The 19,599-nt window shown below is 53.7% G+C and carries 16 protein-coding genes and 1 other RNA gene; 8 read left to right on the top strand and 9 right to left on the bottom strand.

The window, feature by feature from the left end; genetic code table 11:
- Nucleotides 1-44: 44 nt before the first annotated feature.
- Together BN8_RS13835 and BN8_RS13830 are read right to left on the bottom strand one after the other, a co-directional pair.
- On the bottom strand, nt 45-2,738 hold the full coding sequence (locus BN8_RS13835) for a TonB-dependent receptor domain-containing protein (RefSeq protein ID WP_229367988.1): 2,694 nt from the start codon (nt 2,736-2,738) through the stop codon (nt 45-47).
- Nucleotides 2,739-2,915: 177 nt separating this feature from the next.
- Nucleotides 2,916-3,416 carry a PPC domain-containing DNA-binding protein gene (locus BN8_RS13830; protein WP_009282517.1) on the bottom strand — a complete coding sequence of 167 codons (501 nt, stop codon included), beginning with the start codon at nt 3,414-3,416 and terminating at the stop codon, nt 2,916-2,918.
- Nucleotides 3,417-3,449: 33 nt separating this feature from the next.
- Here BN8_RS13830 and BN8_RS13825 point away from each other — a divergent pair, with 33 nt between their 5' ends.
- Entirely contained in the window at nt 3,450-4,493 is a 1,044-nt protein-coding gene (locus BN8_RS13825; RefSeq protein WP_009282516.1) for a transglutaminase domain-containing protein, read from the top strand.
- A 50-nt stretch (nt 4,494-4,543) separates the two neighbouring features.
- Here BN8_RS13825 and cobT read toward each other — a convergent pair whose 3' ends face one another.
- Nucleotides 4,544-5,557: a nicotinate-nucleotide--dimethylbenzimidazole phosphoribosyltransferase gene (gene cobT / locus BN8_RS13820; RefSeq protein WP_009282515.1), complete on the bottom strand. Its 1,014-nt coding sequence runs from the start codon at nt 5,555-5,557 to the stop codon at nt 4,544-4,546.
- 73 nt (nt 5,558-5,630) lie between these two features.
- Here cobT and BN8_RS13815 point away from each other — a divergent pair, with 73 nt between their 5' ends.
- Nucleotides 5,631-6,143, top strand: a complete 513-nt coding sequence (locus BN8_RS13815) for a DUF421 domain-containing protein (RefSeq protein WP_009282514.1) — start codon at nt 5,631-5,633, stop codon at nt 6,141-6,143.
- 27 nt (nt 6,144-6,170) lie between these two features.
- Here BN8_RS13815 and BN8_RS13810 read toward each other — a convergent pair whose 3' ends face one another.
- Nucleotides 6,171-6,812: a hypothetical protein gene (locus BN8_RS13810; RefSeq protein WP_009282513.1), complete on the bottom strand. Its 642-nt coding sequence runs from the start codon at nt 6,810-6,812 to the stop codon at nt 6,171-6,173.
- A 276-nt stretch (nt 6,813-7,088) separates the two neighbouring features.
- Between BN8_RS13810 and ssrA the strand changes: the two genes are divergently transcribed.
- Nucleotides 7,089-7,462, top strand: a transfer-messenger RNA (tmRNA) gene (gene ssrA / locus BN8_RS32165).
- Between the two features lie 57 nt (nt 7,463-7,519).
- Nucleotides 7,520-7,876 (top strand): site-specific integrase, encoded by a 357-nt coding sequence (locus BN8_RS13800; protein WP_009282512.1) that lies wholly within the window; start codon nt 7,520-7,522, stop codon nt 7,874-7,876.
- A 1,252-nt stretch (nt 7,877-9,128) separates the two neighbouring features.
- On the opposite strand, the gene BN8_RS13795 is transcribed toward BN8_RS13800, so the two are convergent.
- Entirely contained in the window at nt 9,129-9,785 is a 657-nt protein-coding gene (locus tag BN8_RS13795) for a DUF6992 family protein (protein WP_009282511.1), read from the bottom strand.
- A 36-nt stretch (nt 9,786-9,821) separates the two neighbouring features.
- On the bottom strand, nt 9,822-10,514 hold the full coding sequence (locus BN8_RS13790; RefSeq protein ID WP_009282510.1) for a hypothetical protein: 693 nt from the start codon (nt 10,512-10,514) through the stop codon (nt 9,822-9,824).
- A 773-nt stretch (nt 10,515-11,287) separates the two neighbouring features.
- Between BN8_RS13790 and BN8_RS13785 the strand changes: the two genes are divergently transcribed.
- Entirely contained in the window at nt 11,288-11,911 is a 624-nt protein-coding gene (locus BN8_RS13785; RefSeq protein ID WP_009282509.1) for an RNA-binding domain-containing protein, read from the top strand.
- A gap of 58 nt (nt 11,912-11,969) precedes the next feature.
- A complete protein-coding gene (gene hemF / locus BN8_RS13780; RefSeq protein WP_009282508.1) occupies nt 11,970-12,881 on the top strand; it encodes an oxygen-dependent coproporphyrinogen oxidase in 912 nt (303 codons plus the stop codon).
- Nucleotides 12,882-12,894: 13 nt separating this feature from the next.
- Here the strand turns inward: hemF and BN8_RS13775 are convergent, their stop codons facing one another.
- The gene (locus BN8_RS13775) at nt 12,895-14,001 is read right to left on the bottom strand and encodes an o-succinylbenzoate synthase (protein WP_009282507.1); all 1,107 of its coding nucleotides are present in this window, start codon (nt 13,999-14,001) and stop codon (nt 12,895-12,897) included.
- Nucleotides 14,002-14,096: 95 nt separating this feature from the next.
- Between BN8_RS13775 and lpxK the strand changes: the two genes are divergently transcribed.
- Together lpxK and BN8_RS13765 are read left to right on the top strand one after the other, a co-directional pair.
- Nucleotides 14,097-15,152 (top strand): tetraacyldisaccharide 4'-kinase, encoded by a 1,056-nt coding sequence (gene lpxK / locus BN8_RS13770; RefSeq protein ID WP_009282506.1) that lies wholly within the window; start codon nt 14,097-14,099, stop codon nt 15,150-15,152.
- 77 nt (nt 15,153-15,229) lie between these two features.
- Nucleotides 15,230-17,224 carry a putative porin gene (locus BN8_RS13765; RefSeq protein WP_009282505.1) on the top strand — a complete coding sequence of 665 codons (1,995 nt, stop codon included), beginning with the start codon at nt 15,230-15,232 and terminating at the stop codon, nt 17,222-17,224.
- 13 nt (nt 17,225-17,237) lie between these two features.
- On the opposite strand, the gene BN8_RS13760 is transcribed toward BN8_RS13765, so the two are convergent.
- Together BN8_RS13760 and BN8_RS13755 are read right to left on the bottom strand one after the other, a co-directional pair.
- Complete coding sequence (locus BN8_RS13760) at nt 17,238-18,476, bottom strand: ABC transporter permease (RefSeq protein WP_009282504.1); 1,239 nt, start codon at nt 18,474-18,476, stop codon at nt 17,238-17,240.
- Nucleotides 18,477-18,527: 51 nt separating this feature from the next.
- A complete protein-coding gene (locus BN8_RS13755) occupies nt 18,528-19,406 on the bottom strand; it encodes a hypothetical protein (protein WP_009282503.1) in 879 nt (292 codons plus the stop codon).
- Nucleotides 19,407-19,599 lie beyond the last annotated feature (193 nt).

The raw sequence follows: 19,599 nt of genomic DNA, 5'->3' as shown, positions 1-19,599 counted from the left end.
AGCGACACCTGGCGACGAAAAGGTGTCGTCTGTGCACCTATTCGCTAAAATTCATCATCGCCATTATCCTGATCGTCCCGGCGTTCGTCGCGGTCGCGTTCCCGGTCGCGGGTAGCCTGCCGGCTGAGTCGGTAGCTAAAGCCAATGAAGGCGATGCGGCTTTCACGTTTGGCTACGGTGTTCGAAATGAAGTTAGGTCCGAACGTATCAATACTGAACCGGAGCGTATTGAATATGTCGCTGACGCGGAAGTTGATGGAGCCCCGCCCTTTGAGAACATTCTGCTTCATGCCGAAGTCCACGTTGAAGAAGCCGTTGATGGTGCCCTGCGCTACGATGAACGGCGACCGGTAGTTGACTGTCACCTGCATGTCGGTGCCTTTCCAGGGGCTAATGGTCGAGTTGAGTCGGGCAGTCCAGCTCTGGTTGCTCCGATTCAGCCCTTCCGGTACGCCCGGCCCCGGCTGAATGTTGGATCGGAAAAACGAGAACGTACCGTTGGCTTTCCACCATTTCAGGATGTCCTGACTCAGCACAACCTCGACGCCGTAATTCTGCGAGCGGTTGAGGTTCAGGAACGTCTGTTCCGTAACGCCGTCGGGCCGCAGGGTCTGGAAGCGCGTCACGTCGTTGGTCGACCGACGGAAAAACAGCGACGACGTCAGCGAGGTCGTTTTGCCGTACCAGAGGTGGCTAACCTCAAACGAATTGATCAGTTCGGGGTTCAGGAACGGGTTCCCGAAGCGGATGTTCAGCGGGTCACTCAGATCGATAAACGGGTTCAGCGACCGCTGCGATGGCCGGTTGATACGTCGGCTGTAGTTGACCTGCATTTTCTGCTCTTTGCTGATGTTGTAGTTCAGGAAGGCGCTCGGAAACAGATAGATGTAGTCGCGCGTATTGCGCTGCGATGTCGTGCGCTGGTCGGTGACGATGTTGGTATATTCCGTCCGCAGACCCACCTGGTAGCTGAACGTTTTAAACTCATCCCCAAAGTTTACGTAGGCTGCGCTGGTACGTTCGTCGTAGATGAAGTTGTTGCTGATATTGGTGTTCAGCACCGGAAAACCGTAGAGGTAATCAATGAAAACGTAGTCGGCGTTCTGGTAGCGATTGGTTTGTTTCAGACCAGCTTCAAAGCGTTTCTTCCCCCCGAATGGCTCCACGAAATCCAGTTGCAGCACCGACACCCGGTTGTTCTCATCGTTGGTGCTCTCCTGGCGACCAGCCCGCAGGTTGGGCGTAATCAGATACGCCGGCAGATCGGTCGAGAGCTGGTAGTCCGTGTATTCGATGCTATTGTTGGTCGAGAGCGTCGCGTCGAAATTAAGTTTCCGGCCGGGTTTCTCAAACGTACGGGCGTAGCCGAACACGTAGTCGAAGCCACGCTCGGGCTCCCGCTCTTCGGTCAGCCGCAGAATCTGCCCCAGCAGCGCCCGATCGCCGTCGAGCGTGTTGATCGTTTCCGAACTGACGTCCCGGTCGTACTGCGGTCGGTACAGTACCGAAGCCGTGATGTTGTCGCGTTTGGTCAACGCATAGTCGAAACCAAGCCGCAGGTTGTTGTTAACCCCCGACCGGAAGCCATCGTTACGCTGCAACAGAAAACTGGTCGAGTCATTCTCGAACAGGTTTTGCCGGTCGGAGTTCCGGTAGCTGAACCGGCGCTCGTCGCGGAAGTTGTAGCTACCGAACAGATTGAGGTTTTTGACCCGGTAATTCAGGTTGATTGAGGTATTGTACTTATCGCGGGTGCCGACGTTGACCTGAACGTTGCCGTTGAATCCCTGGGCCTGCTGCTTTTTCAGGATGATGTTGATGATACCGGCCGCCCCGTCGGCATCGTAGCGCGACGAGGGATTGGTGATGAGTTCGACCCGTTCGATGTTGCTGGCCGGAATCTGCTCCAGTACGGCCTGTCGGTCGAGACCCGTCAGACCCGATGGTTTACCGTCGACAAGAATAATCACGTTGCTGCTTCCCCGCAGACTCAGTACCCCGTCGGCATCGATCGTAACCGACGGAACATTCTGAAGAATATCGGTAGCGGTGCCGCCCAGCGCCGTCGGCAACTGGTCGACGTTGACGATCTTGCGGTCGAGCGAATAATCGATCAGTTGCTTTTGCCCCTGCACCACCACTTCTTCCAGTTGGCGGGCCGTTTCGTTCAGCCGGACACTCCCCAGGCTGACCGTCGGCTGCTGGGTCGTTATGGTTATGTTGGGTACGGTCCTGGCCGCGTAGCCGAGCGACTGCACCAGGATGTAGTAATTACCAGGAGGGAGGTTGTCGATGACGAACTGGCCTTTCTCGTCGCTCAGTCCTCCGCCAGCCGAACTGGAATCCGTTGCGCTGAACAAGCCGATACTGGCAAATTCGACGGGGCGGTTCTGGCCGTTCTGCGCAACCACCAACTGCCCCCGAACGGTACCGACGCGGGCACCGGCGGCAGGTAACTCAGGATCGGTAGGTTGCTGGGGTTGGGTCTGTGGAACAACTGGCGTCTGGGCCGGCTGAGCCGATTGCGGGGTTCGCATGGGGTCCAGCGGATCGGCTGAGTTGAACTGCGTCGTGTCGGGCCGGGTAGGCGGGGGCGTAGCAGACCGGCTCGTATCCGACGTGACCGGCGTAGCCTGGCGAACCGAATCGGCGGTTGCCTGACCGGGCTGCTGCGCGTAAACCTGACTGCCGACGAGTAAAAATGTACTGAGTACTGCTCCCTGTTGTAAACTGTTCATCCTCATACTATTTATTGAACCCCTATCTAAATAGGACAATTTTGAGGGAGAAATGTTTACAAAGCCGGCTTATATTGTCTTCTTCCCTGTTTAGTTAACCCTGAGATTATGTAGTATTTTCTAGGTGCCGGGTGGCGTCAGGTTCATACTATTCAGAACCACCAATGCCCGAACGCTTCACTTCTTTTTTCGCTTCCTTACTACGAGTTCTTTGTACCCAAAGGTGGGGTCGGGCTCCCGGACATACACAAGCTCCGGCATAAACCCGATCACGAGTTCGGCCGTGGTGTAAATCCGGCAGCCATCGAGCAGGTGGCCGCCCAGGGTCCGGCCGGTTGAATCGGAGACGGACAGGTGCAGGTGGCTGCCGTTTGTAGAGAGCGTGCCAACGAGCGAAACGATTTCGAAATGCCCGTGCCAGACGCTCGATCCTTCCTGATTGGCCAGCCGCAGCGTTACGTCAGTCAGGCTCCCGACGCAGGTAACCACGGCGCCTGCTTCGATGCGCTGCCGCCGGACAATGCCTTCGAGTTCCTGTTTCAGGTCCTGCCCGGGTCGAAGTCGAAACGAGTAGGTTTGCATGGGCGACTGAGCGCTGGTGGGTGGCGAAAATTGGGCGTTAACGTCGGACATAAACAGGAGATAACTGGCCAGAATCAGCAATAAAATACGAGTCATTTTTGTTATCTGGTTGTGAGACCGAATAGCGGAATGCGAAACTATATAATCCGGCCGTTGATGGCCCTGTTTATCTTCTTTTTTAGCACTGCGTTTACGTTCCCCATCCCGGCCGGATCGATTGGCTACGGTATGCTCGCCGGTGGGGCTCGGGATTGGGAAATTCCCCGCCCGTCGAAATTTGTTGAGATCGACTACAGCACCATCGACAGCTACGCCAAAAGCGCACCGGAGTCGGCGGCCCGTAACCTGAACACCCTGAGCGATTACCTGACGGCCCCGGCCCGCAGCGAACTGGCCAAGGCCCGCTCGGTTTACGCCTGGATTACATCGCACGTAAAGTACGACATGAGCACATTCAGCGGACGGACGTATTCATCGGAGGTTGATTACGCCAGTAAAGTGCTGCGTACACGCCGGACGGTCTGCACAGGCTTTTCGCTGCTGTACAAGCACCTGCTGAAGCGGGCCGGTATCGAGGCCGTAACCATCAAAGGGTACGCCCGCACGAATGATAACGAAGCTGGGCAGCCCATTCAGCGGGTCGATCACGAGTGGAATGCGGTGAAACTCGACGGCGACTGGTACCTGCTTGATCTGGCTTGGGCGCAAACGACCGCCTGCAACGGCGAACCCAACGATTTCTATTTCCTGACGGAGCCGTCGGCGTTCATCGCGAACCACTTCCCGACCGATCCGCGCTGGCAACTGCTTAGTCCGGCACTCCGCAAGGCCCAGTTCGACCAGTTTCCGAAGGTATACGATGCGTATTTCCGGCTGGGTTTCGACCGGAATTTTCCGAAGGCGGGGCTGATCCGCACCGGCGACGCCCTGACACTTACCCTGCACAACGACTCGGACGTGGAGTTTATGTGCTCCGTCGGGCGACCCGGCAACGGCCAGTTGACGAACGTACCCGTCACCGTCCGGCAGTCGGACGATACCTACCAGTTGACGACCAGCGTACCGAGATCCGGAAACTGGACGCTCTATCTGTTTGCCAAGCCGAAAAGTGCCAAACGCGAACGGTTGAAGTCGTACGAAGGCATTGCATCGTTCACGGTAGTGAAAGGCTAACCAACGATACCTGAACACGTAGCCCCGCCCTGACCAGCGGGGCTTTTTTGTTACAGCACGTCCATCGACGCCATCTCGTTGAGCATCCCAACGGCAGCCTGCACGATCGGGTAGGCCAGCGCACAGCCCGTTCCTTCGCCCAGGCGCATGCCCAGATTCAGCAGCGGCTCCACCCCCAGGTGTTCGAGCATCAGCCGGTGGCCGGCTTCGTTGGACAAGTGGCAGAAGATGCAGTTGGCCAGCACGGTCGGCTTCAGCGCCTGCGCGACCAGTAGCGCCGACGTTGCCACGAATCCATCGACCAGGATGACCATACTGTTTTCGGCCGCCTGTAGCATACCGCCCGCCATGGCTGCAATTTCCAGCCCACCCATCGCACTCAGTACGTCGAGCGGGTCGCTGAAATGCGCGTGGGTGTCGGCAACGGCCTGCAAAACGCTCCGTTTGTGAGCCAGCCCGGCGTCGTCCAGACCCGTACCGCGACCCACGCACTGGTCGAGGGGCAGGCCCGTCAGCCGGTGCATGAGCAGACTGGCGGGGGACGTGTTGCCGATGCCCATCTCGCCGAAACCGACTACGTTGCAGCCCCGGTATTGCACCCCGTTCACCAGCGTCCGACCCGCATCCATGGCCGCTTCGCACTCGTCGCGGGTCATGGCCGGTTCATGCCGCATGTTCCGCGTGCCGGGTCGTATTTTAAATTTCACGAATTCGGGCGTATTCTCCGCAAATGTACCGGCAACACCCACATCGCAGACCAGCAGTTTCAGATTGTTCTGGCGGCAGAATACGTTGATGGCTGCTCCACCCGCAATGAAATTCTGCACCATACCGTAGGTGATGTCGGCGGGGTAGGCACTGACGCCCTCAGCCGCCAGACCATGATCGCCGGCGAAAACGAGAATATGCGGATTCTGAAGCGTTGGGGTTTCGGTTTGCTGAATCAGGGCCAGTTGCAGGGCCAGGTCTTCCAGTCGGCCCAGCGCCCCGAGGGGCTTCGTTTTCTGATCGATGCGCTGACGAACAACGGCATCGAGTGAGTGGCCTGTGGGTAGGTTAGTCATTGTACAATAGAAAAACAGAACCGCAAAAGTCGGAATTGGTTGTCAATCCGTCATCATCACCGGGAAACACATTATGAAAACCCTCCTTCTGGCCGACATCGATTGGGAAAAGATGTTCGTGCCGTCCAATTCTATTCTTGAAATTATTATTCGTGGTACCATTACGTATTGGGCTATCTTCCTGGCGATCCGATTTTTTCGGCGTGGAACCGGTCAGCTAAGCATCAGTGATCTGTTGCTGGTTATCCTCATCGCCGATGCCGCCCAGAACTCCATGGCGGGTGAGTACCACTCCATAACCGAAGGCATCGCGCTGGTCGGTACGTTGCTGTTCTGGGATTTCGCCATCGACTGGCTGGGCTACCGTTCCGTTTTCTTCGCCAAACTCGCACAACCCGATACGGTAGTGCTGGTTAAAGACGGTATCATGCAGCGGAAAAACATGAAAACCCAGCTTATTTCGGAAGATGAACTCATGCAGTTTCTGCGGCTGAACGGCGTCGAGTCGCTGGAAGACGTGAAACAGTGCAACCTGGAAGGGGGCGGTAATATCAGCGTAATCAAACAGAAGCGGGATGATTCATGACGTCAGTGCGCAGTCAGTCAGCCGGCTTTAGTTGGCAGAATAGTGCTGTAGGTACGCGATCAGCCGTTCGAAATGCAGTTGTTCGTAGGGGTTCTGTGTCTGGCGAATCAGCAGATGCCGGTAGCTGTCGATCAGGCCGTCGAAATGCGGATTGTGGTTGAGCTTCGCCACGATTAGTCCCTTGTAGCAGCGGTGCGCCTGGTTATACACGTAAGGACTCGGCTGGTTCGGCTGATCGTTCAGCAACTGATCGAGGGTGGCCAGCGAGCTGGCTTCGTTGAGGAACGTAAAGCCTTTGGTCAGGAAGAACTGCTGGATTTGTTCGCAGGTATCGGCCAGTTCGTCGGGCGTGTGAATCTTGTACCGAAAATAGCGCAGACCGCCGAATTTGCCAATGGAGATGATGATCGTATTGGCGTCCGGGCGGTAGTCGAATACGTTGTTCAGAAACTGCTGGGCAATCTGTTCCACCTGTTCGCTACGGCAGCCGAAGTTGACCTCCAGCATGGTTTCGTCGCCGTAGAACGAAGGCGACAGAATGACGTTCTGGAACCCTGTCGGGAGCGTACGGCGATACTGCTTTCGGCTGACCAGCAGATCGAAGTGATGCTCGGCGAAGAACGGGGTCAGGTGCCGGTAGAGGTCTGTTTCAAATGGCGTAATGAGCATGTGGAATCCCGGGCCGACTGAGGCTCAGAATACCCGCATAACAAATCAGAATCAAATAAGTTTATTTTGGGCGGCCACAAGCTAGTCAGCGGACACCTGGGCACTTTGTCGGGGCTTTAACATTGACTATCAGTTGCTAGTGGCTGGTATAACGTGGCAGGTCTGTTTGTTCCGGCGTATAACGTTCAACGTCGGAAATCGAACGAAAACGCGTATATTTGCGTTCTATTTCTACACGCAGCACTACGGCGATCATCGCTACGGTGATGTTAATCTGGGGACGACCGGAATTGACAGCTTGCTGAGGTCGCGTGTAAGCATGCCGGGAGTTGACGGAATTTCCCGACCCGAACAAATCGTCAAAACAATAACTGGCGAGTATAACTACGCCATGGCTGCCTAATCCGGAGGATTAAGCACTAGCCATCGTCTCCCCGGCCTACGTGCTGCTGGCTGGATCAGGGGGCGTCGACTCGCAGCGCTGGCCCGGATAATGGTGTTAACAACGGGCGAGACAAAAGCACCTACGGATGAGGCTCGGTCTGACGCGCACCTGGCCGATTCCCGACAATCCCAAGCGCATCTAAGCATGTAGAAAGCACGACGGGTTCCTTGACTGGACGAGAGTTCGAATCTCTCCGTCTCCACCCAAAAAAATCCCGTAAGTCATTGACTTACGGGATTTTTTTGTGGCAATTTCTACAGCAATGGCAAAAGAGTTGCCCCTGGAGCAACTAATACAGCAACAAGGCATACGGAATTATCCTGGCCACTACTACGTCTTCTCGGCTGGTGGCACACCTGGCCCGACTATGGTAGGGGATAAGTACTTCTATCGGCGTCACGTGAAGGTGCTGGAAAAGTTGAACCTGGTCGGCTCGGGCCATGATATATACAGTTGGAAGCACACGGGAGCGGTCGCCTTTTGGAATGCTACCAAGGACATTGAGCTGATTCGGACGCAAGCTCGGCATTCAGACATTAAGCAGACTATTGAGTATCTGCGTGACTTAGGTGTTCGGCTCAGTGATGACGACAAGATTCATAAGTTTCCCAAGTTTTAATTTTTTAAACTTAGATTGACTAGTATTACGTTCGTATTCTGAACATACAGGGTTTGTAGGGTAGGGAAGTGTAAATTATATTAGCGATTAGTTAACATAGCTGTAGATTATACAACAGAACTGTGGCAAGAATATATGAAGTGTTGTTAGAGCTAGTAGTGATTCTCGGAACCATATATGTGTTTCTCTACGACTATATGCCTCCCAGGACTCCTCGTAAAGTAGCCTCTACGATCAGTGGCTTGAAAATACCTACTAATGCTGAAGTGCTATACTTTGAAGAGCATTGGAGCTTCAGTGACGGATATGCACAGGTCGCCCTTAAACTTCCTCCAGAAAGCAGTTGGCTAGTGGATAGCCAAACCAAACAAATGGGCTACCAACCACTAAAGCCCAATATGATAAAGATTTCAGCTACTAGATGTTTCACTATATCACCTACTTACTCGACTTATAGGTATGAGCAAAAAGAACATTATGGTGATTACTCTGTGGTTGTCTGGGATCATCAGAGCCGTATTTTACTAACCCATGTTTTATACCAATAAGGTTAAAGCTTAACATAATACTTACTTATGCAACTAAGGAGAATGAGTCGGTCATTTTATAAGTATTTCTTTCTACTTCTATTTCTAGTTTTTACAATAATATGGGCTCGAGTGGGACAACCACTACCATCGTTCCTGGGAATGATTTTAACGATTTTTGGGGCAATACTTTCTGGACCTTTGCTAATATGGTACAGTTTACATGTATACATTCTTACCAAAGTTGAAGGTAAACGAGAACTTTCCTTGTTAGCCTTAACAATTGGTCTTACTTGGATTATATATTTAATTTATACAATAGCCAATAGCCCCGACTGATAGTAGACAATTACAAAAATCTCATAACATACTATCAGCTATTCAACGCCCCTCGGAATAGTCACACGTTCCGAGGGGCGTTGGCTTATTAACCGGCGTTGTCTTTATTCGTGATTACACCCGCCACAGCATGCATTCAGCGGGAACCATATTCTGGCTTGCACTCAGTACCGCTTTCATCGAGCCGACAAGGTAATTACTGCCTTTGATGTGTACTTTCCTCCGGAAAGAGAATAGAGCCAGATCAGCGGCCGTCAGGTCAACTACTTTTTGTTACCGAAAACGTATTTCCCTTGAAAGCTTCAAACAACCGGTGGTGTTCAATATCCTTGAACGGTTAAACTTCAATACTGAAAGCTCTGTCGTAAACCTGGCTGGCATGCTGGTCAGGAGCTGATTGACGTTTTCTGGGGGCGTAAGGCATTTTTACCTTGCTCTTCATCAGAGCCTGCCGGGTACGGCTGGGAGTCGTACAACCTGCACAGCTTTTTCAGTCGTCTGAGGCTGATGGCAAGCGAGGTAGCATCCAGGCTCAGCAACGTAACGCCCTGAAGTATGATTGCCTGACCGAACCCCTGCAGCATCGCCTGATGATCCACCAGCCCGGCACCCCGCTGTTTCAGCCAGAATCCCGTAGCGAGGTAGAGCAGATCAAGGCCAAGATTGATGCGCAGAAACCGCCGGAATTTTCGCTCCTGTTGCATCGCTGTCGGCCCGGCCACGAAAGGGCTCTGTTGCCGCGTCTGGTGCCAGAACACACCGGCAACGAGCAGGTTGATGCTTCCCCAGGCGGCATTCATGTGGTGGAAGTGGTGCCACTGGCCCTCGGAAAAGAACATGCTCGTTCCTTCAACGACTACGTTCGCAATGGCCCAGCCGGCTAATACCCGGGCGTGAATCAATTGGTGACGCCGTAGCTGCGACGGACCATTGGGTTGCGTACCGACTCCATCGGTACGGGTTGTGTTCAACGTATCGGTTGTCAACTGACCGAAGGTAGGTACAGCCAGCAGCCAGAGCATGAATAGCTTCGGGTAGCGCATGGGGGCAAAGCGGTGGGGAAAAGTGATGCCTGGCCGTTAGCGACGAATAAACCCGCCGGCTCCTATGGTCAGGGTAACGAAATAGCCGTTTGTTGCGTAGCGGGGCTCTTCCCGGGCCATGCCTCCATCATCGCCCTGCCAGTTCGAGACGAGTGGGCTCAGTTGATACCCCAGCCGCAGGCCAATCAGTACCCCACCGTAGCGCTCCCGGTCGTCGCTGTCGACGCGGACGGCCAGCCAGTCAATTCCGAGGCCGAGATGAACGTTGACGTTGGTTAGCATGACAGTTCGCTCATTGAGGTGTTCGCCCGTAGGTGCTTGTTCGTACTGGGTCAGGCCAATGGCTGAAAAGCCCGCACCAAGCGTAGGATACAGCCAGAAGCGGGGCTGATCGAGAATGATACGTCCTGCCTGCAGAAAACCACCACCGCTGAACGGTTCGGCGTGAATTGTGTTCAGAGCAAGCGTTCGGCGGGCCATGCCGTAGCCACCTCCCCCAATGAGGTATTTGTTCAGCCGGGCGTAGCCTTCACCGCCAATACACACAAAACTAGTGCCCAGTGGGGCAAGCGTAGGCGGGGTGAATGGGGCCAGTACCCGGCTTACCTGGTGCAGGTTCGCGTACCCGATCCGGAAGGAACCCGCTCCGCCGTAAGTTGTGGTCGTCTGGCCGTAGCTTAACGGCAGCCAGAACAGAAGAAGTACGCAGCACATTGCGGTCGTTTTCATACGATGGAAGGGTGTTGGTGACTGTGCGTAAAATTCCCACCAATTGACCACGCCCACCGTGAAATCGGTCAGGCTATTTAATGATTTACGGAAGCTGGTCGGTTGACGAACGTCAGCTCCGGCTTGATTGCTGTGCGTTATTAGTTATAAATACTAGTAGTTTGCTAGACAAAAAGCCCCGAAATCATCGACTTCGGGGCTTGTCAAATCGCTATCTGTTCAGTAGTGACGACCTCGGCAAAGTTGCCGGGCATCAGCCAATTTTAATGAATCCTCTGTTGCACGCATAACAATGATAACCACGGGTAGGTACGAAGAAGAACAGGCTCTTAATCCAGGCTGGCCGGCGCGAACGCTCAACTGTATGGGTTTGCTTACAGGACGGACAACGACGAGCTAGGGTAAATTGGCGAATGGACATACCAATCATAAGGAAGCTGCTCACCAGCAGACTGCTTACAAGATAGGGAGTCATAAAACTTAGTAGATTTTAGCAAGAGACAGTGAGTGAATACGTCTTGAAAGTAAGTATTTTTTCTTATTTGGTTTGTTAAATATTTTAATCGGCAATTTAAAGTATTGATAAGTAGAATTTTGGTAACATAAGTTAATTTTTGTAGGTTAAAATCGATGATTTAATGGGTCTTAAAAAGTGAGTAAGACTTTCGATGGCAGGGATAGAATTTGGGCATTTCAAGCAAGGAAATAGCGTAAACAGCATCTAAACCCATTGCTTGGTATAACTTTCGGGAAAGAGATGGCGTTATCATCACATGCCCTATAACCTTACTGAGCTGATTGAGCAGGGCGAAGGCACCCGGCTGGAATTTAAAAGCGCTATTTCAACGGCGCACCGTATCGCCCGTACCGTAACGGCCTTTGCCAACACGGCCGGTGGCACCCTGATCGTGGGCGTAACCGACGATGGCAAAATAGCCGGTGTGGACTCTGAACTGCATGAGATACGGAAAATCGAGCAGGCTACCGACTTTTTTGTCGAGCCGGCCATACTAATCAGCTACGAGACCATGCGCATCGATGGTCGCCTGGTCTTACTCATCGACGTACCCGAAAGTACGGACAAACCGCACTACGCCGTCGATGAACAGGGTAACCGGACCATTTATGTGCGCAACAAAGACAAATCGGTACCGACCAATAAGCTGATTATAGCACAGGAATCCGCAGATAACCAGTTGCTTCAGTCACCGGTGGTGCGCACACTGATCCAGTTTCTGCGTAAGAACGACAGCATTACGGCCGCGCGGATGGCGCAACTGGTGAACATCTCCGACCAGCGGGCCACGAAGCTCCTCCGTCAGCTTACAGAACAGGGGTTGCTGCTGATGGTCGATCACCCGCGGCCGGTCCGGTACTCACTGAAATTGTCGGAATAGTCGCAGATTGCCCGGTTCTTGCGACCTTTGCGGAATCTGTGCGATTTCTGCGTAAACCATGACCTCAACAACAACTGCCAGTAAAGAGACCATCACCTCATTTTTTACCGACCTGCAGGACCGTATCTGCGCAGCCCTCGAAGCGGCCGACGGCACCGGTACGTTCCGCGAAGACCACTGGAAACGGCCGGGTGGGGGAGGTGGCCGTTCCCGAATTATGGCCGATGGGGCTGTGATTGAAAAAGGGGGCGTTGGTTTTTCGGCCGTATATGGCGAGGCCACCGATGCTACGCTACGTACCCTTAATCTAAACGAACCCGCCAGCTTCTACGCCACCGGCGTGTCGATCGTGCTGCATCCGCGAAATCCGATGGTGCCGATCATCCACATGAACGTTCGGTATTTTGAGATGAGCACGGGCCACAACTGGTTCGGTGGCGGTATCGATTTGACACCCCACTACGTCGTGGTCGATGATGCCCGTTGGTTTCACCAGCAGCTCAAAGCCGCCTGCGACCGTCACGATCCGGCTTACTACGGTCGCTTCAAGCCGTGGGCCGACGAGTACTTCTTTATACCGCACCGCAACGAAACACGTGGTATTGGCGGTATCTTTTTCGACTACCTCAAACCCACCGACGCGACCCACAAAGACGCGCTGTTTGCCTTTGTGCAGGACGTAGGCAACGCTTTTGCACCGATCTACACGCACTTCATGCAGCAGAATCGCGACCTTCCTTTTGGTGAACGCGAGAAACAATGGCAACTACTGCGCCGGGGTCGCTACGTCGAGTTTAACCTTGTCTGGGATCGGGGCACAAAATTTGGGCTGGAAACCAACGGACGTACCGAATCGATTCTGATGAGTATGCCCCCACAAGCCAATTGGGTGTATGATTTCCGGCCCGAACCGGGCAGCCGCGAGGAGCAGACGCTTCAATGGCTCCGGAAGGGGGTGGACTGGGTGTAAACAATTTCGTAGTTTACCGTGATTGCACACTACGCAGGTCCAGGGAAGTAACGTCCCACGGCTGGGCTGGGTTGTAGCGCAGTTCGCCGTTTTCAACCGTAAGCGGGCTGTCGAAGTTGTTGTAGTAAAGCTGACCCGTACCGAGTCCCTGGGGTAGCAGGTTTTTGAACTGGGCGGTGTATTGGGCAATAGCGTTCAGGCCGATGTTCGATTCGAGCGCCGAGGTGATCCACCAGCCCATACCCAGTCGACCGGCCAGTTCAATCCACTCGTCGCAGTGGCGCAGGCCGCCCAGCAGCGTTGGTTTCAGAATGATGAACTGGGGCTGAATTTTCTTCAGCAGCCGGAATTTATCCACGTATTCCGAGTGGCCGATCAACTCTTCGTCGAGGGCAATCGGCAGGGGGGTATGCTGGCACAGGTCAGCCATCTGATCAGACTGCCCGGCTTGAATGGGCTGCTCGATGGAATGCAGGCCGTAGGTAGCCAGGCGCTCCAGCTTGGCCATGGCTTCGTTGGGCCGGAAGGCTCCGTTGGCGTCGACCCGTAGCGTGATCTGTTCCGGTGTAAACCGGTCGCGGATCATAGCCAGCAAATCACATTCCTGTTCAAAGTCGAGCGCCCCAATCTTTAGTTTAAGCGTTGTAAAGCCGGCCTGGATTTTCTCTTCAATCTGCTGGCGCATGAAGGCAGGACTGCCCATCCAGATCAGCCCATTTATCGGAATTGACCGATGCCCCTGCACAAAGTCGCCGTCGCGGATGATACGCTGCCCACCGGTCAGGTAGTCCAGCATAGCCGTTTCGAAACCGAACAGAATACTCGGAAATTGCTGACTGATTAACTGGTTGAGGATGATTGGCAGGTTCCAACTGAAAAGCTGAAGATCAAGCTGGTTAAAATACTGGCAATACTGGTGCAGTTGCTTCTCAAAATCAGGCCGGTCGTCGTAGCTCAACCCTTTCAGGGGCCCGCATTCACCGTAACCAACTATGGCTGGGTCCGCGTCATCGCAAAGCCGGATAATGTACGAATCCTTCTGCGTAAGGGTGCCGCGTGACGTACCCGCTTCAAAGCGAAAATGCAGCGTGTATTTTACATAGTCAGCTTTTAGGCTCATTGTGGCGGGCAGTGTCAGACGGTGTTCGCAACCCTAAAAGTACTACTTTTGAGTGCTCAAAAAAGTCAATGTTACGAAATTATTAGCGAAAGCACTTGGCCCTTACTCAACTACTTCTACCATTCAGTAGAGTATATAGCTTTATTACGGATGTTCGTAATAAATTGTATGACAAAGGATTAAAAAAAAATTATCGGCCCAATGTGCTGGTTGTAGGCGTTGGAAACCTCACCGTTGGCGGAACTGGCAAAACACCCATGGTCGAGTATTTGATTAAACGGTTGTTGTCTTCTCCCGATCCAACGCCCGTTCTGGCTACCCTGAGCCGTGGCTATGGCCGCCGAACGACAGGCTTTCGGATCGCCACCGATGCCGACACGGCCGACACCATCGGTGACGAACCCCTGCAAATTTACCGGAAATTCGGTCGTCCGATGCCCCAACGCGTTCGCGTGTGCGTTGGTGAACGCCGGGCCGATGCCATGCGTGAACTGCTCAAACGCCACCCCGATACGTCGGCCATCCTGCTCGATGATGCGTTTCAACACCGGGCCGTTCGGCCGCACGTAAACCTGCTGCTGACCGACTATAACCGACCGTTTTACGGCGACCACCCATTTCCGGCGGGACGCCTGCGTGAAGGGCGGCACGGGGCAAATCGTGCCGATGCAGTCATCGTTACCAAGTGCCCGAATGATCTGTCGGCCGACGAACGGCTGCAAATCCAAACGGATGTCGGTCGGTATGCCCCCGCGGTACCCGTTTATTTTGCCGGGTTGTCGTACAGCCGTCCGGTATCGTTCAGTACGCACCAGTCGACCGATTCGCTACGTGGGGTGGTGCTGGTGTCGGGGCTGGCCAGTGCCGGTCCGCTGGAGCAGTATGTCCGGCAGACGTTCGACCTGGTCAAACACCACCGGTTTGCCGATCACCACGCCTATACCCGGGCGGAGCTGGATCGGATCATGAACGATCTCCCGACCGGGACCGCCCTGCTGACTACTGAGAAAGACTGGGTGAAGCTTGATGCGCTCCTGACACCGGATGAGCTCAGGCAGTGGCCGTTGTTTTACCTGCCCGTTGCTGTTACGTTCCTGGGTGATGAACTGCCTGATCGGTTTCTGCGGTTGCCGACGAACGAAGCTGCGTAGATGCACCGGCCTGAGCCGGATTCTTAAAAATCCTTAAGCGAACCAGCATCCGGCGTTTTTGCGCTACTTTTGTGTGAATGAATAAGTATGTTCTGATTGTTGTTTGCTGCCTGATGATCGTCGGTTCGGCTGTAGGGCAGCAGCTTCCCGGTGGTATACGGGTGCCGGGCGGGTTTCCGGGTTCTTTTGGCGGGCAACCGTCCGGCCCGAACAGCAGTACGTATTCCAGCCCCAGCGGCATCGACGATTCAACGAAGGTTATTTATGGACCACGGACAACCCGCTACGTTCTTGAGAGTGATATTCTGAACAACCGCCGACGACTCTATACGACCGATACCCTGCTCGACGGTGTAGACCGGTATACCTACGTGCAGCGAAGCCGGTACCTCTTTCAGGACCTGGGTAATCTGGGTACGCCCATCCGGCCAATCTTCCCGTCGGAACCACCGCAGATCGGCGCACAGACCGGCTACTACGTGTTCGAGCCGTTTCAGTACCAGACCATGCAGGTGAAGTATTACGATACCAAGTCGCCCTTCACCGATATGTACCTGGTGCTGGGGGGGCGCAATCAGAACATCCTGCGCTTTGATTTTGCCCAGAACATTACCCCCCGCTGGAACGTGGGGTTTGCCGTGCAGCGATTCACCTCGCAGAAGCAATTTGGTACGCGTGGTTCCAACGATCCCAACAAGTTGCTGGCGCAGAACTGGGGCTTTCTGGCGCATACGAACTACCGCTCCAAGAACAAAAAATACACGTTGCTCCTGCATTTCATCAACATGAACCATAGTATTGATGAGCAGGGGGGCGTGTTGCCCGGCCTCAGAATTGAAACCGGGGCGGAGCGCGACACGGTGGAGGTTCCGTACGACTATACCGGCAACTCGCGGCTGGTTTTTGCCAATGGCCGCGAACTGCGCAACGACTGGCACCTGTACCAGCAGTTTGTGCTCGATCAGGGTTTTCAGATTTATCACCGACTGGACTATAAACGCCAGAAGAACTACTATCAGGACGATACACTCCGTGTGAATCAGGAGCCACGGCAGGGCTACCCGGGTTTTTACCCGGACATCCTTACCGATTCGTCGCGTATCGAACAGGACAACCGATTTCGGGCCGTTGATAACCAGTTTGGGCTAAAGGGTGTTTTTCGGAATTTCAACTACCGGGCCTACGCCCGGCAGCGAATCTACGGGCAATACGGTCGGTACAACATCAACGCGGCCCGCAACAACTACGGTGAATACGAAACCCGCGACAACGAATTCTACGTTGGTGGCTGGCTGGGCTATTATTTCCCGGACAGTCTGTCCCGCATCACGGCTGAGGCTGAGTATCTGATCGGGGGTGGTTTCCGGCTGCAGGGACAGTTCGAAAGTAAATGGCTGACGGGCGGCTACACGGCCATGCTCGCATCGCCGACACTGCTACAGCAGCGGTTTCAGAGCAACATCTTTTTCTGGAACAACCGGTTCCGACTGCGGGGTATCAACCACGCCTATGGTACGCTGAACCTGCCGCTCGGCAAACTGAAGCTTCAGCCGGGGCTGGATTACCAACTACTGAGCAATTACATCTATTTCAACGAACAGGCCGTGCCGCAGCAGGCATCCGGCGCGTTCAGCGTGCTGCGGGTGGGGCTGGGCTATCAGTACACGGCCAGGAAGTTCCAGGCGCTGGGGCAGGCATACTATTCGCTGGTGTCGCGGTCGGACATCCTCCGGCTTCCTCCGCTGTTCGTGACGGCGCGGTTCCAGTACGAGTTTCTGTACGCCAAAGTGCTCTACGTCCAGACGGGCGTGGAACTGAGTTATAAGTCCAGCTATTTTGCTGATGCCTACATGCCCGTTACGCAGCAGTTTTACCTGCAAAATCGCCAGCAGGTCGAAGGCTATGTGGTGGCCGATGTATTTGCCAACCTCCGAGTTAACCGCACGCGGCTGTTCGTAAAGCTGTCGCACGCCAACCAGGGGTTGCTCCGGCCTGGTTACTACGTTGCCCCGGATTTTCTGGGCATGCGCCGAGCGTTCGCGTTTGGCGTAGACTGGTACCTGTTCGATTAGCAAATGATGCTGATTACTCCCTCCGCATCGCTTCGACCGGGTCTAAGCGGGCAGCTCTCAGGGCTGGGTAAGTGCCGAAAACAATGCCTACCACAATGGCAACAACCGAGATAATCACGAACGTATTAAGGGTATACGCAGCCTGAAACGGTACTTTTGTGATTGCTTTGATGATTGGAATAAAAACGAGGGTGGCGAGCATACCCAACACCAGTCCCAGAAAACTACCAAACAGCGAAACGGTGATCGATTCGGCCAGAAACTGATACAGAATATCCCGTTTCTTGGCACCCATCGCTTTTCGCACACCAATTTCGACGGTGCGCTCGGTCACCGAAATAAGCAGCACATTCATGACGCCGATACCGCCTACCAGTACAGATATGCCGACAATCAGACCCATCACCACCCGAAACACGAGAAAGCCCTGGGCTGCCTGCTCCACCCGCAACTCGTTCGTGTCGACCTTAAAGTCAGTTGAGCGGGTTTTGAATTGTTGTTTCAGCCATTGCTCAATATGGGTTTTGAGCCCTGGTACGGCCGTGACCTCATTCGCTTCGATTAGGCCAAAGGGTGGATTTTCGTCAATTTCTTCCGCTGAAAACAACGTAATGGGCATGAAGACCTCGGCTACCTTCGGATCTGGTTGCTGGGACTCCAGAACGCCCACGATTGTCAGCGTTTTATCCGCAAACGTCAGGGTTTTGCCCAGTAAGGCCTTTGGCGACTGACCACCCAGCATCTGTTTGGCAAAATTCTGGTTGACAAACGCTACCCTGCTGGCGGCTGCCACATCGGCTTCGGAGACGTAGCGACCGTAGGCTATTTTGGTACGGGTCGGATAGGGCGACGATATACCGTTAATACGTGCCCCTACCGGTTGCTTATGACCCGTTAACTGAACCAGATGAGACTGGCTCAACCGCAGCGAACTTTGCGTCGGCGAGGGAAACGATGCCCTGAGCTGCTTGAAGCGATTGTAGTCCAGATAGGCGTAGTTGTCTTTTTTGACCCATACGTTATTGGTCTGCTGATAGGCTTCCGTCCGGACAATGAGTGATTTCAGATCGGTCGTGTTGGTAATCTGCTCCTGTGCGTACTTTTCCATGCCGTCAATCAACGACAAAATCGCCACCAGGGCCGCAACACCGATCACAATCCCGAGTACCGACAGCAGGGTATGAAACAGCCGGGCACGAATGTTTTGCTGAGCCAGCGAAAACGAGATAAAGACGTTCTTTCGGGATACCATATAGGTTGAGGATTGAAAGCAACTCTACCACCGCCGGCAATTTACGGACAGTTATCGGATGTACACCTGTCGCCAGTTGCTGACCTGATACGTCAGCATCACTTTTTTTGTCCCAATGCGTTTAATCACCTGCCGCACGGCTGATACGTTCACATAGGTTTTTTGTTTATAAACGTCCATTTTGAAGTAATCAACGATATGCTTAAGCGGTGCGCCGGGCAGTTTAATTTCGTTATTGATGGCCTTCACCCGAAACTGAGTTTTAGAATTGTTAATAAAAGGAATATCCCGTTGGCGAGTTGGTTCGTCGGGATTTAAGAACATAACCTCAACGACCAGGCTATCCTGCGGAACGGTTTCGGCGATCCGGAAGGTGTTGTCGCCGGTCAGACGAATGGTATCCGGTGCCGAAACGACATTGACGAACTTCGGCAACGCGCTCATCTCAAACTGATAGCCCTGCTTTTTCTGCTGATCGGCAAAGGTCCAGACCAGGCGTCGCGATGCGGAGTTCACCCGGCCAATCCGGTCCCAGAGTGAAGCCGGTTTCGACTTGGTACTATCGCAGTCGTTATGGCTGAAGGTACACATATACCGACCATTTACGCGGCTGTCGTATATGCCTTCTCTACCCTGGATACGAGCCATATAAAACCCTCTACTCAATGTAAAAACAAAGCCATTGTCGGTGAGCGGATAGTTTTCCTCCAGGTGCAGGTGGGTCATAATCTGCCAGCCAGTTGAATTAAGCTGGAGATTGCCCGGCTCATCCGTCGAGTCAGCTTTGACGACGGTAGTCGGAATGGTCTGCGGTGTAGTAGGCGCTGGGTTGGGAGGAAAGGGGCGGAAGCCGGAATCCACTGTGGGTTGGCAACCGGTCAGTAAGCCCAGGCCGATCAGGACAGCGGCATAATAAAAAGCAGGTTTCATAACGAAGGAATAGGTTCAGGCATCAATAGTAAATAACGCAACAGAATATGTCAACAAGTGACTGTAAACAAATCGTAAATAAACCAGGCTGTCCTGAAAAGTATATTGGCTAAGACTGGCCCTTTACTGAATAAGTAGACGCAGAAAGCCCTCTATTCGGCTGATTGTAGTATTTTTACAATATTTTCCTGCG

The sequence above is a fragment of the Fibrisoma limi BUZ 3 genome (genome assembly GCF_000296815.2).
Taxonomy (GTDB): domain Bacteria; phylum Bacteroidota; class Bacteroidia; order Cytophagales; family Spirosomataceae; genus Fibrisoma; species Fibrisoma limi.
This window is presented reverse-complemented; position numbering and strand designations above follow the sequence as displayed.